The 14,487-nt window shown below is 38.7% G+C and carries 12 protein-coding genes; 1 reads left to right on the forward strand and 11 read right to left on the reverse strand.

The features are described 5' to 3' along the window. Window positions 1–101: 101 nt before the first annotated feature. The 10 genes from rny to trmL form a co-directional block, all read right to left on the reverse strand. On the reverse strand, window positions 102–1,670 hold the full coding sequence (rny, locus tag FC84_RS01100) for a ribonuclease Y (RefSeq protein ID WP_057754059.1): 1,569 nt from the start codon (window positions 1,668–1,670) through the stop codon (window positions 102–104). Window positions 1,671–1,881: 211 nt separating this feature from the next. Then, window positions 1,882–2,946: a recombinase RecA gene (gene recA / locus FC84_RS01105; RefSeq protein WP_057754062.1), complete on the reverse strand. Its 1,065-nt coding sequence runs from the start codon at window positions 2,944–2,946 to the stop codon at window positions 1,882–1,884. Between the two features lie 139 nt (window positions 2,947–3,085). Beyond that, a complete protein-coding gene (locus FC84_RS01110; protein WP_057754064.1) occupies window positions 3,086–4,330 on the reverse strand; it encodes a competence/damage-inducible protein A in 1,245 nt (414 codons plus the stop codon). A 163-nt stretch (window positions 4,331–4,493) separates the two neighbouring features. Next, entirely contained in the window at window positions 4,494–5,078 is a 585-nt protein-coding gene (pgsA, locus tag FC84_RS01115) for a CDP-diacylglycerol--glycerol-3-phosphate 3-phosphatidyltransferase (protein WP_057754067.1), read from the reverse strand. A 13-nt stretch (window positions 5,079–5,091) separates the two neighbouring features. After that, a complete protein-coding gene (locus FC84_RS01120) occupies window positions 5,092–5,943 on the reverse strand; it encodes a helix-turn-helix domain-containing protein (protein ID WP_057754070.1) in 852 nt (283 codons plus the stop codon). 87 nt (window positions 5,944–6,030) lie between these two features. Continuing rightward, complete coding sequence (gene ymfI, locus FC84_RS01125; protein ID WP_057754073.1) at window positions 6,031–6,768, reverse strand: elongation factor P 5-aminopentanone reductase; 738 nt, start codon at window positions 6,766–6,768, stop codon at window positions 6,031–6,033. Then, entirely contained in the window at window positions 6,761–8,017 is a 1,257-nt protein-coding gene (gene yfmH, locus FC84_RS01130; RefSeq protein ID WP_057754076.1) for an EF-P 5-aminopentanol modification-associated protein YfmH, read from the reverse strand. Before yfmH ends, ymfI begins: the two co-directional genes overlap by 8 nt. Then, entirely contained in the window at window positions 8,014–9,270 is a 1,257-nt protein-coding gene (locus FC84_RS01135; RefSeq protein WP_057754079.1) for a M16 family metallopeptidase, read from the reverse strand. Before FC84_RS01135 ends, yfmH begins: the two co-directional genes overlap by 4 nt. A gap of 14 nt (window positions 9,271–9,284) precedes the next feature. Further along, a complete protein-coding gene (locus tag FC84_RS01140) occupies window positions 9,285–11,864 on the reverse strand; it encodes a DNA translocase FtsK (protein WP_083479487.1) in 2,580 nt (859 codons plus the stop codon). A 61-nt stretch (window positions 11,865–11,925) separates the two neighbouring features. Further along, entirely contained in the window at window positions 11,926–12,435 is a 510-nt protein-coding gene (gene trmL / locus FC84_RS01145) for a tRNA (uridine(34)/cytosine(34)/5-carboxymethylaminomethyluridine(34)-2'-O)-methyltransferase TrmL (RefSeq protein ID WP_057754082.1), read from the reverse strand. Between the two features lie 272 nt (window positions 12,436–12,707). Here trmL and FC84_RS01150 point away from each other — a divergent pair, with 272 nt between their 5' ends. Next, window positions 12,708–13,361, forward strand: a complete 654-nt coding sequence (locus FC84_RS01150; RefSeq protein ID WP_057754085.1) for an MIP/aquaporin family protein — start codon at window positions 12,708–12,710, stop codon at window positions 13,359–13,361. 438 nt (window positions 13,362–13,799) lie between these two features. On the opposite strand, the gene FC84_RS01160 is transcribed toward FC84_RS01150, so the two are convergent. Then, a complete protein-coding gene (locus FC84_RS01160; protein ID WP_057754088.1) occupies window positions 13,800–14,423 on the reverse strand; it encodes a uracil-DNA glycosylase in 624 nt (207 codons plus the stop codon). Window positions 14,424–14,487 lie beyond the last annotated feature (64 nt).

The following is a 14,487-nucleotide window of genomic DNA, read 5'->3' on the forward strand; positions in this document are numbered from 1 at the left end:
TCTGTCCTAAATATATCATAATCTAAGTTAATTTAGCGCTGAAATTCTCAACAAAAAAAGAGTTGTGAACATTATCATGTCCCAACTCTTTAAATGCGATCTTATTTAGCATATTCAATAGTTCGTGTCTCGCGAATAACCGTTACCTTAACATGACCTGGATATTCCAACTCTTGTTCAATTTGATTCTTGATATCACGAGCTAAGATTGTTGCTTGATCATCAGAAATTTTATCTGGTTTAACCACAACTCGAATCTCTCGACCTGCTTGAATTGCAAAACTATGATCAACACCATGATGGGCGTTGGCAATGTTTTCCAATTTTTCCAAACGATGAATATAATTTTCTAACGATTCAGAACGTGCACCAGGTCGTGCTGCAGAAATGGCGTCTGCTGAAGCAACAATCACTGAGATTGGTGATGTTGGTTCAACATCACCATGATGTGATGCAATTGTGTTAACTACGACCGGTGGTTCATGATACTTTGTTGCTAATTCAACCCCAATTTCAACATGAGAACCATCTACCTCATGATCAATTGCCTTACCTATATCGTGTAATAATCCTGCGCGTTTTGCTAAAACTACGTCTTCATCAAGTTCAGCCGCTAAAACCCCAGATAATTTTGCTACTTCAATGGAATGATTGAGCACATTTTGCCCATAGCTTGTCCGGAAATGAAGACGACCAATTATCTTGATTAAATCAGGGTTCATTGAATGAATTCCTAATTCAAAAATAGCTTGCTCGCCTAAATCACGAATGCGTTCATCCATTTCTTTACGTGCTTTTTCGACCATTTCTTCAATTCGAGCTGGATGAATCCGGCCGTCTTGAATCAACTTCTCTAATGCGATTCGTGCAATTTCCCGTCTGATTGGATCAAAGCCACTCAAAACGACCGTTTCTGGTGTATCATCAATAATCAAATCGATACCCGTTAACGTTTCTAAAGTGCGAATATTACGGCCTTCACGACCAATAATTCGACCTTTCATCTCATCATTAGGAAGCGTTACAACTGTTACAGTATTTTCAGTAACAAGATCTGCTGCACTACGCTGAATAGCATCAACAATTAAACTACGTGCTTTTTTGTCAGCCTCTTGTTTAGCAGTTGTTTCACTTTCACGAATCATGACAGCACGTTCATGGGTTAATTGCTCACGAAGTTCATCAGTAATCTCCTGACGTGCTTGATCTTTCGTTAACCCAGCAACTCGCTCTAATTCTGCTTGTTGTTGTGCAACGATCTTTTCAACATTAGCCTGTTGCGTTTCAACCTCTGCTTGCTTGGTAGTTAAACGAGTCTCACGATCATCAAGATTGGCTTCTTTCTTATCGAGAACATCATCCTTGCGATCAAGGGTCTCTTCGCGTTGTAAAACACGATTTTCAGAACGTTGTACTTCATTACGACGTTCTTTCAGCTCATTTTCGATGTCAGTCCGATACTTATGACTTTCCTCACGAGCCTCGAGTAGTGCTTCTTTCTTGGCGGTTTTAGCTTCTTGATTAGCTTTTGCCAGAATATCTTCAGCTGTTAACTTAGCCTCAGTTATTTTCTTTTCATAGGTGTTTTGTCGGAAAATATAACCCGCAACTGCACCTACAGCTAGTCCGATGACGACAAACACGAGGATTATTAGTGCTGATGTTCCCATACACTATACCTCCGTATCATCAAAAAATACTAAAGTAAATTTTAAAGATGTTAAATTTTTTAAAGATTATCTACACAAGAATATTTTAGCTTTAATAAATATCAGTGTCAATCAAGCAACCAATAGAACAGCCCGTTATAAAAAAATAAAGCCTGTATTCACAGGCTTTATTATCCTTCTATGAAAATATATCAACGCTATAACGGCTAGCCTAATCAGACAACAAATCTGTTTCCTCAACCTTATCGTCTACATCAGTTGACGCTGCTGCATCAGCGGCTAAACCGTCCATATCATAAGCTGCTCTAACTTTTTGTCGAATTTCAGCTTCAATATCTGGATGATCAACCAAGTATTGCTTAGCATTCTCCCGACCTTGACCGATATGTTCGTCGTTATATGAGTACCAAGAGCCACTTTTCTTAACAATATCTTTATCTGCGGCCATATCAATCAATTCACCCGTACGTGAAATTCCTTGACCATACATAATATCGACAATTGCCAACTTAAATGGTGGTGCAACTTTATTTTTAACAACTTTAATTTTGACACGGTTACCAATAATATCCGTACCATCTTTAATTTGTTCAGCTCGACGAACTTCCAAACGAATTGTTGCATAGAATTTCAAAGCACGACCACCTGGTGTTGTTTCAGGATTACCAAACATAATACCGACTTTTTCACGAATTTGATTAATAAAAATCGCAATTGTTTTCGTTTTGTTAATCTTACCAGAAAGCTTACGCAAAGCTTGGGACATTAAACGAGCTTGTAAGCCGACATGGGCATCGCCCATTTCACCTTCAATTTCAGCACGCGGAACTAATGCAGCCACTGAATCCACAACAATAATATCCACTGCTCCACTGGTAACTAAGGCATCAGCAATTTCAAGTCCTTGTTCTCCAGTATCAGGTTGTGATAGCAATAAATCATCAATGTTAACGCCTAAAGCAGTGGCGTAAGCAGGATCCATTGCGTTTTCAGCATCAATATATGCTGCTGTGCCACCATTACGTTGAACTTCAGCAACGGCATGTAAAGCAACTGTTGTTTTACCAGAACTTTCAGGACCATATACTTCAACAATCCGGCCGCGAGGATAGCCACCAACACCTAATGCATTATCAAGCGCTAATGAACCAGTTGATACTGTTTCGATTTGCGTATCGACTTTATCGCCCATGCGCATAACGGCACCCTTACCATAATTCTTTTCAATCTTTTTTAATGCAGCATCCAAAGCTGCTTGACGTTCATCTTTAGCCATAATAGTCTCCTTTGACAGTTATGATGCTGGTTAAACTTTGATTAACACGCTTACTACTCAATAAAATTCTCTATTTTTAATCCATTACTAATTTTACCGATTATTTTAGGAAAAGGCAAGTATTTAGCGAACAAATGTTCTAATTATTATTTAAATGATCATACAGCATTTTTAAGCCAGCTTCAACCGCACGATTACGAATCTCATTACGCTTACCTGAGAAATGATATTCTTGGACCGCAATGGTCTGCTGCTGATTTGCTAGTGCAATAAATACCGTTCCTACTGGTTGACCTTCAAGCTCATCTGGTCCCGCCACCCCGGTGAAACCAAGACCAAAATTAGTCTTCAATTTCAAAGCAGCAAATTGGGCCATTTGCTGGGCAATCTCCAAACTAACAACCCCGTTTTGTTCAATGACCTCAGGTGCAATGCCTAATAATTCTGATTTCACCTGATTAGCATAAGTGACAAAACCGCCAGGAAAAACATCCGAAGCACCGGCTACTGATGCTAATGTTGCCTGAAATAAACCGGCCGTTAAACTTTCTGCAGCGGTTACTGTTAGCTGCTTTGCCTTCAATTGGTCGACAACCTCATCACTTAATCGACGATTCTCGCCTTCACCAACATAATAATCAGCTAAGCGTTTCTTTATTTCCTGAACCACTGGAGCTAAGATTGCTGCCGCAGCCAATTTTGAACTAGCGCGAGCCGTAACTCGAACGCCAATTTCATAATCCTTAATATAAGTTGCAATGGTTGGGTTTTGTTGTTGGGCAATTAGATCTTGTAATTGATCTGCAATAAAGCTCTCGCCAATACCGAAGAAACGTAACATCTTTGAAGCAAAAACCTGCTGAACACCAACTAACTGAGCTAATCTCGGTTCTACTGCTTGATCAACCATGGGAATTAGTTCTCGTGGTGGTCCTGGTAAAATAAAATAGTGATGATTTTCCCAACTAAGGAAACTACCAACTGCTAGGCCAACTTGATTACTTAAAACTTCGCCATGATCAATGTAATAGGCTTGTGCGAGATTATTAGCGGGCATTTTCTTTTGCGTTTGTTGTTGCCAAGCTTTTAATTTAGCGACTGCCTTAGCATCTGTTTTTAAGTATAATCCTAAATGTTTTGCTAATGTTTGCTTGGTTAAATCATCTAACGTTGGTCCTAAACCACCCATTAAAAAAATAATATCACTCCGTGTTTCGGCTAACTGAATGGTTTCGGTTAATCGTTGACTGTTATCACCAACAACCGTTTGATAATAAGATGGTACACCATAACGTGCCAATAATTTAGCAACATATTGGGCATTAGTGTTAACAATTTCTCCTAATAACATTTCTGTTCCCACAGCAATAATTTCTGCATTCATAATTTACCCTCCGTTGATAAATACCCGAAAAGTCCGTTTTATTTTTAGAAATCTAAAAACAAATAACGAACTCATTGTACGGCAGTTAACGCTAAAAAGCTTGCGCTAACTAATTTCTTCGAAAATAAAAAAGCTGATGAGTAATCATCAGCTAATAACACAATTAATCATTAGTATCTTTAAAAACATAACGTCCCTTAATGAAATAATCTGCTCCTGAATAAATTGTAAAGAACAAGCAAATGTATAACATAATTTCTCCAAAAGGAATCGCGACAGCTGCAAAGAAGATATTATTTAATAATAAGAAAATAATTGCCAACATTTGTGTAGTAGTTTTAATCTTACCAGGCATTGCTGCGGCCATCACTTGGCCATTTTGTTCGACAATTAAAAGTCGCAACCCTGTCACTGCTAATTCACGGCAAACAATGATGGCTGCCACCCAAGCAGGAACTTTTCCCAAAGAAACGAGGAAAATAAAAGCCGTCATGACTAACATTTTATCTGCTAATGGATCAGCAAATTTACCGAAGTTGGTGACTAAATGATCACGACGTGCTAACTTACCATCTAGCATATCGGTTAAAGAGGCAACGATAAAAACAATTGCCGCAATAAATTGTTGCATGGGAATATCAGCCCCACCAACACTTAATTGTCCCCATTGCCAGTTAATAGCTAGCAATAACATAAAAATGGGAATAAGAATGATACGAAAAACTGTTAACTTATTTGGTAAATTCATTTTCGGCTAACCTCTAATTGTTTGATTCAAAATTCAATGTATAGTTCTGAACAGATGTTGCATCAGCGGGAATTGGTACTGACTTGTCGTTAATCTTTAGGGTTGTCTCAGCAGCATTGCCCATGCGAACAGCGATAGTCGTCACACCATTAGGAATGACAATATCATGCGATTGACCTTCAGTCAAAACTGCTTGCCAAGTACTACCGGTACCACCGGTTACTGTAACCATTACCCAAGCACGTTTAGTTGCCGTAACAACTAACTTGTTGCTACCTGATGGTAAATTCTTAACGGTAAAGGTATTAGCATCGCCAGCTTGTTTAACAGATAGTCCATCTTTTTTAGAACTAGACTGTGCACTTGAACTTGAGCTAGAACTCTTTTGTGAACTACTGCTTGCTGAAGATTTTTTAGACGAAACAACCTTAGAACTTTGATCTGGGATCTGTGTCTTGGGCTGATTAGCCAATCGGGAAACATAAAAATACAAACTAGCAATAATCACTAAGGCAACTAAACCAATAATGACCTTACCTAAATTATCACGTAACCACTTGCCAACAGAATTATTACGATGACCTGCAGTACGTGTCTTACTAACCCCTTGTTCATAGTCACGAGGGCGAGTTGCTGGTGTTTGGGCTTCATAATCGTTAACGATTTCTTCACCATCTAAACCAACAGTTGTTGCATATTGCTTAATAAAACCGCGCACATAAAAATCACCAGGAAGTTCATCAAACTTTCCTTGTTCTAGTGCGAGTAAATAACGTTTTTGAATCTTCGTAATTTGTTGAAGATCATCTAACGTGTACCCTTTTTCAATCCGGGCACTGCGTAATCTCTTACCTACTTCATCCATTGCTAAATTTCACCACCAGCTATTATCGTTCTTAATTATATCATATCCGCTAAGGCGGACCAATTAAGATTATCTTATTATTCAGGATTACTTAAGCCAACCACCATCAACATAAATCGTCTGACCAGTTAAATAATCAGCCTCAGTTGCCAATAAATTTTTAACCCAAATGGCAATTTCATTTGGTTGTGCCATTCGTCCGACAGGAATTTCTAAAGCTAATTCATCAAGATCATCCTCAGAAAATTCTGCGTTCATTTTTGTATTGACTGCCCCAGGCGCTACGACATTAACAGTTAACCCATTAGCAGCAACTTCACGAGCATAAGCATTGACAAAGCTACTTTGCGCGCCTTTAACCGAACTATAAGCAACTTCCATTGCGCTACCGACGCCGCCATAGATTGATCCGATAAAAACAATCCGACTATGGGCATGTTGCTGTAATCGATTTTGGGCCGTCTTAATCAGGCTCATCGGCGTAAATAATTGTTGTTGAAATAGATCACGAATTTGCTGGTCACTTGTTTCAACAAATAACTGATAATCAGTAGTACCTTGTGCAAAAACAAGTGCTTGATAATCACCGCAACCAGCTAAAATATCAGTATAATTCAAATTTGGTTGGCAAAAATCCAAGGCCAAGCTCTGAAATTCCTGTTCTGGAAATTGGCGCTGTAATTCAGTAATTGATTCTGTAATTACAACCTGATTATGATGGTATTGCATGACCAAGGACCATCCAGCTGTCGCCAAAGTTTGGCAAATTGACTGACCAATATTTCCGGATGCTCCAAAAACTAACGCTCTTTTGAATTCAGGCATGATCTTGACCTCCTAACAATAAATATGAACGTAGATAACTTATTGCTAATAGTTGCTGCACGTTTGCTAAACTGTCAGCCAGCGTACGCTGACGCAATCTGGTTCCAAATTTTTGCCAACTATCATCATAAAAACTTAATTCAATATTTTCTAAGCAAATACTCCCCAAATCATCTTCAGCAAATAAACTATTACCCACCATTAATTGTTGAACAGCCGAATAATTTGCTAACTGCTCTACCGTTAGTTGTTGCAAAATCTGCGTGATTTGTTGTGTTAAAGTAGCACCTGCATCAGTATTAGCCGTAAAAACAATATGACTGTATTGACGTTCTAACGTTGTTTGGAATTGAAAACTATCATCAACCAATCCTTGTCGACGCCAAGTTTGAAAAATCGGAGACGTCTCACCAAATAAAGTTGTTAGAATCAAATCTAAATCCAATTGCTGCAAAATACGTGCAGCTTTTGAAGCGTCATTAGCTGTCATAATACCCAATGACCATTTATTATTGGTCAATTCTAATGACGTTACTTGCTGTTGAACAATTGAACTGGGAACTGGGGACGCTGTTGTTATCAATGGTGCTGAATGTTTGGACGGTGTTAACTGCTGCCAGAGATTGGCAGAGTCATTAAAATAATCAGTCAGTTCTTGGCCTTCTAAATCGGCCACAATACATAATTTCATATTTTGCGGTTGATAGTAGGCTTGATACGCCGCGTATAAGACTTCAGGTGTAATCTGTTGTAACGAATCAAGCGTCCCTGCAATATCAATCGCCATCGGATGTTCATGACCATATAATTGCTGCAACAAACCGGTTTCTAATTGAAAATCTGGTTGATCCTGGTACAAACTCAATTCTTGACCAATAATTTGCCGTTCTCGAGTCACACTATCGACTTGAAAATACGGTTGTCCCACTAAGCGTGCCAATAAATCCAAATTTGCGGTTAATTGACCAGTACTATTGAAGAAATAGGCCGTTTTAGAAGGACTCGTGAAGGCGTTAGTCTCAGCGCCATTTTTTGAAAATTGGTGGCTAATATCCCCTTCAATTTTATTAAATAATTGATGCTCAATGAAATGCGCTGTGCCAGCCGGTAAAGTTCGCAATTCATTATTAAAAAGGTACTGTTGATCAACACCACCAAAATCAATCATCACTGTTGCAAATTGTTTCTTAAAACCCGGTTTATTAATCAGTTGAACGGTTAAGCCATTTGCTAAAGTAAATTCTTTCATGATTGCACCGCCTGACTATTTTTAACAATGGTTACAACTTTTAGTTGTAATTGGGCAGCGAGTGCTCGTAATTCTTCAGTCGTAACCTGTTGTAACGAAGCTGTGATTTGTTGTAAATCACGCTGGCGTTCTGGAAATAAGGCATTGCGAAATAGGCGTGATTGTTGAAAGTGAATACTATCTAATGAACGTATTTGTTGATTCAATAAGTTATTAGCCTCTGCAGTTAATAACTGTTGATCGATTTGTAGGGCAGCCTGCTCAATGACTGTTTGAATTGCCGCCAGTGCTGACGAAATCTGTGTAGCATCAACGCCTGCTTCAATCACTAGCCAACCTAATAGCAAATCATCACGCGCACTAACGTCATAGGCTAAGCCATGTTTTTCTCGCACTTGTCTAAATAATAATGATTGTTCATCACCACCAAGATAAGCAACTAAAACACGTAAAACATCACGATCATGGTTATCAGCCTGAACTAACTTAGGTAATTGATAAGCTAATGTTAAGTGGGTTTGCTGCCCAACGACTTCCCGTTCTATTTTTTGCAGTGCAACATGTTGTTGAGCAACAGCAACTTCAGGCAACTGACCTAAGCGGGCTGTAAAATTCCAATCGCTTAAAGTTTCGTTATCAGGTAACGACTGCCCTGAAGCAAATAACTCGACTCGCCAATTGTTTACAAGTTGTTGATAAAGTGTGGCTAACTGTTGATAATCCAATTGAGCCAGTTCTGCTAATGAACCAATAGTTGGTTGTTGGGCATAAGTTTCATGAAAGAAAGCCACCTTGGTTAAAGCATAAGCTTCAAAATCATGATCATTTTTTAAATCGGTTAATTCATTTTTTAAGGCTTGATATTCAAGATCAAACGCCTGAATGCCAAAATGAGCCACTTTAAAAAGTGGCTCAAAGACGAGTTGTTTGAGTAATGATAATGCTTGGAGACCAATCTCACCATTATGATCAGGATCGACATAACTAATTTCAAAATATAAATCCTGCCAGTTACCTAACAATTGATGCTCAACGCGCAAATTAGCACCATAAAGTCTAGCCAAAGCTAAATTCAATTGATCATTTTGTGGATAAGCTTGACACCCACGGCTTAATAATCGGGCTAATAAGGTCAAAGCTGTTTGACTAGCGTTAGCAGCTGGGCCAACAAAATGGCAAGTTAGTACATTAGCTTGCCAACGTTTAGTACGATTAATATTTAAATTAACACCAGATACGATTTGTTTTTGCAAAATTAATCCTCATTTTATGATAAATACTCATCAGAGTTAGGTGCTTCTGGATTATTGAGGCCAAAATACTGTTGATAATTAGCTAATCCCCATAATACTTTACGGCCCTTACTACCTTCAGACGGACCAACCACACCAACTTGTTCCATATCTTCAATAATTAAAGCAGCCCGATTGTAACCAATTCTAAACCGGCGCTGAATCATTGATGTACTTGCTTTTTTCTCTTGAATCACATATTCAACTGCTTCTTGGAAATGCTCATCATGTTCTTGTTGATGATCGTCTTCAGTGACATCATTGACGTGTGCAATCAAGTCTTGATCATAATCAGCAGTTTGCTGTTCCTTAACGAAATCAATAATCTTTTGGACGTCACGCCCAGAAATATAGGCACCTTGAATACGAATCGGCTTAGATAGACCAACTGGTGAAAACATCATGTCGCCACGTCCTAATAATTTCTCAGCACCGTTCGCATCTAAAATCGTTCGGGAATCAATCCCACTAGAAACAGCAAATGCAATTCGTGACGGAATGTTGGCCTTAATTAAACCAGTAATGACATCAACAGATGGTCGCTGCGTTGCGATAATTAAATGCACACCAGCAGCCCGCGCTTTTTGAGCCAGTCGAACAATTGCTGTTTCAACTTCATTACCTGCAGCCATCATTAAGTCCGCTAACTCGTCGATAACATTTACCATGAAAGGCATTTCGTCCATCATTGGTTTGTTTTTATCAGCGTTGTTTTCACGAACAAGTTCATTATATTCATCAATATCACGAACACCAGCTGCTTCAAAACGTTGATAACGATCTTCCATCTCGCTAACTGCTTTATTTAAAGCATTCGCAGCCTTCTTGGGATTGGTGACTACGGGTAATAGCAAGTGCGGAATATCATTGTAAACAGATAATTCAACCATTTTGGGATCAATGAGCATGAGCTTAACTTCATCAGGACGCGCCCGCATTAAAATACTAGTGATAATTACATTAATCATCACTGACTTACCACTACCAGTTGAACCGGCAATCAGTAAATGGGGCATCTTGGTTAAATTAGCTGTAATAACCTCACCTGTGACTGACTTACCCAAGGGCACTTCCAGAATTTTACCAGGGTGCATCGGTTGCTTTTCGATCACTTCTCTAAACGAAACTGTGGCTACCGTTCGGTTCGGCACTTCAATTCCCACATAAGGTTTGCCAGGAATTGGTGCTTCAATCCGAATATCCTTAGCGGCTAATGCCAAAGCCAAATCATCAGCCAAATTAACAATCTTATTAACTTTGACACCCATGCCAGGCTTAACTTCATATTTCGTAACCGTTGGTCCTAAATCTGCATGGATCACTTTGACATCCACGCCAAAACTCTTAAAGGTCTGCTCTAAGGTAGCGCGATTTTTCTGAATTAAGGCCACTTCGCCACTTTGATCAGTTGGTGGAATCACACTTAACAAATCAGAAGTCGGTAATTGATAATTACTATAATCAGTGTGTGTAACAGTCTGTTCAGCCTTCGCAGGTAAAATCTCACCAGTTTGAGGATCAATTGTCTTCGTCGGCGTTGGTTGAGCTGATGTTGGCGTTACCTTATCTTGTGACGGATTCGTTTGAGCCGTGGTAACAGCAGCACCAGTTGGTGAAAAGTGGACATCAAAACCATCATGAGGCTTAGGTAGACCTTCGGCAGTTTCTTCAGGCTCTTGACTATTTTGGTGTTTAGTAGGAACAGCGGCCAATTGTTGATCCTGCATGATTTGGTCAACGGAAGATTGCCCCTGCGAATTCGAATTATTAGCACCGCTAACCGAGAATTCTTCGTCTTCTGAAGGCATTGATTGATGATCATCAATCGGTTGATCGCCTTCTTCAAAGAAATTAGCACTGAAATTCTTGAGCCGCCCGCCAAGTGAACGTGTAAAATTACCCAATCCCTTAACGACCGTTAACACTGCCTGTGTAACATCGCGGAACGGAATCATTGTAAACAGCAAAACGCCAGCGATTATCCCAATGATCGCGATTAAAATGGTTCCCCAATTACTTAACAGGAAATAAGTGGCTCGATATAAATAACCACCAATCATGCCACCTGCGACTGCTTCAGTTACTTGTCCGCGCTGAAAATCAGCCTTAAGCGAGACCCAGATTGATTGCGTAAATTGGCTATGGACATTCAGATGGGTGAAAAAGATTTCCGTATTTAACAATAAAGTACTTAAATAAACTAAAAACATACCCAATAATCGTTTAAGCGGTAAGTCGTGAGGCCAATGACCAATCGTTAAGAGGTATAAGCCCAGCATGCCGAAAATCGTCGCAGCGACAATATAAGTATCGCCAACAAAAATGCGAAAACAGTTGGCAAATAAATTACCTAAAAAGCCCCAGCGGAAAATTGCTAAGATAGCAATTAACGCAAAAAAGAAACCGGTAATATTTAATTGATAATTATTCTGTTTTTTTGAGCGACTAGCACGTTTCTTTTTAGTCGTTGGTGTTCTCTTAGTTGTTTTAGTTGTTTTAGTTGTTTTAGTTGTTTTAGTTGTTTTTTTTCGTTGCTTCTTTTTGGCTGCTGCCATAATATATTTCAACTCACCCTTCGTACGCTAACAGAAGCAGACAAAGTTCATCCTGACAATACTATTTAAGTTTGTCATGTTCGTAACGATGCGTCAGTTCTAAGCCAGCAAATTGTTGTTGCCGCAAAGCTTCATAGATCACTAATGCCGCAGTGTTTGATAAGTTCAAAGCACGAACTTTGTCAGTCATTGGAATACGTAAACATTTTTCAGTATTTTCCCGCATAAAGTCTTCTGGCAAACCAGTTGTTTCTTTACCAAATAAGAAGTAATGATCAACATCAGTATCGCTAAAATCGACATCACTGTAGACTTTTTCAGAAAATTTAGAAATTAAATATAAATATTGATCGTCTGGAATTGTTTGTAAAAAGGCATCTAGATCATCATGATAAACGATCTCGACATTATCCCAGTAATCTAAGCCGGCCCGCTTCAAATGCTTATCGTCAGTTTGAAAACCTAAAGGCCGAATTAAATGTAAAACAGTTCCCGTTGCTGCACAAGTTCGGGCAATATTACCAGTATTGGCTGGCATTAAGGGTTGATATAATGCAATGTGATTAGTCATTTTGCTTACCTCGATTAATATTTTTCATAATGTTACTTATTTTCAGAAATAACCTGACAAATTTTTTATTTTTTTGTCAAAGATAACTGATCTATTTTAACATAGTTAACACCGCTTAAACTAGCTATCACTTACTATCATCGCACATTTATCATTTTGTTTAAATGCGCTGTAGCACTTTTTAAGATAGTATTTAACTTTACTTAATGAGCGTTATGATTGATAATGGTTATTGCAATAAGTATTCATTTTTTGGAGGTTGAACTTATCTTATGCGCAAATATATTTCAGAGTTTCTAGGTACATTCATGCTTGTTTTCATCGGAACAAGCTCAGTTGTCATTGCTAAGGGCAACGTTTTGACAATTGCTTTAGCATTTGGTTTGGCAATTACTGTCTCTGCCTATGCTTTTGGCGGCATTTCTGGTGGTCATTTCAATCCTGCAGTAACAACTGCTATGTTGATTAATCGCCGTATTTCTGCAACTGATGCCATTGCTTACATTATCTCACAAGTACTTGGTGCTACAGTTGCTTCATTGTTCGTTAAGATTTTCGTTGGTGCTTTAAGCTTGCCAACTAATCAACTTGGACAAACTGATTTCCCTAAGATCTCAACTGGCATTGCCTTCCTTGTTGAAGTCTTAGCAACATTCTTGTTCTTGATGGTTATTATCAATGTGACAAGTAAAGATCATGGTGACGCTGCTCGTGCTGGTGTTGTTATCGGTTTAACATTATCACTCTTGATTATTTTTGCTTTGAACTTGACTGGTGCTTCATTAAACCCAGCACGTTCATTTGGCCCCGCCATCTTTGCTGGTGGTTCAGCATTGAAGCATATCTGGCTATATATCCTTGCTCCTGAAGTTGGTGCCATTTTAGCTGCACTTTGCTCAAAGTATTTACTTGGTAGTGAAGATTAATTTAGCCAACATAGTGCTGCTGTTTTTACAGCAGCACTATTTTTTTGCATTTTTTACTAATTTTCAGAAAAAGCACACAAAAAAATGCAGCCCCTCGGTTTTAATAACAGCGAGAAACTACATTAGTAAGATCTTAATCGATACTTTTAGCAAAGGAATCCCTTGATAAAAGCGCGAAATCAACCTTGAACATAATATATCACTAGATTATGCAACTTACAAGAAAAAAATTTTCAGATCGTAATAGAACCTGATCAAGTAAGTGAAATTTTGATTATACTTGCTATTCAGACAATTATTAGGTAAAATGTTTAATGTTATGGGCCCTTAGTGTAATGGATCGCACGCAAGATTCCGGTTCTTGAAATCTCGGTTCGACTCCGAGGGGGCCCATTTCTCATAAAAGCAGCCATCACGATAGTCGTGATGGCTGCTTTTTTATTTATCTGCAAAATATGCTTTTAACTTAACTAGGTCAGCTTTAGCCAATGGCCGATTTTGTTTGGCAAAGCGTCGAATAAATGATGGATGAAATAATGGTATGATCGCCCACACTTTTGTTCCGAATTCAAGCTTACCAGTTGTTGGTCGATATTCTAAAATTTCATGCTTAATAACTTGTCCGTGTACTTCTGAAATTTTATAGTCCGATCCTAACAATCGATGTAATGCCGTATTCCCCAGCACAACCATAACATCACTATCCAATTGTGCTAACTCTGCATCCAAAAACGGCGCAAAATCTTTAATCTCTTTTTTAGTCGGTGGCCGATCCCGCTTAGAATCATTTTTCTCGCGAAACGGACGAGCCCGAACTGTCGCGGTCATATAAATTTCTTCTCGCGTTACGCCAAGATAATCTAACCACTGTTGTAATTCTTGTCCCGACGGACCAACGAATCCGCGACCTAGTTCAATTTCTTTTTTACCAGGTGCTTCTGCCACTAAAACAAATTTCGGTTTTAATGAACCAGTACCTAATACTAAACCTTCTAGCTGAGGATTATCTAAAATTAATTGTTTCATTTTGCCGATTTGATTCGAGTTTAATGCGGTCGCCATTTTATCCCCTCTTTTATTTTTTATCTTATTTCAAGATTAACTGATTATTTGCAATCAGTAAAAT

The sequence above is a fragment of the Lapidilactobacillus dextrinicus DSM 20335 genome (assembly GCF_001436095.1).
Taxonomy (GTDB): Bacteria; Bacillota; Bacilli; order Lactobacillales; family Lactobacillaceae; genus Lapidilactobacillus; species Lapidilactobacillus dextrinicus.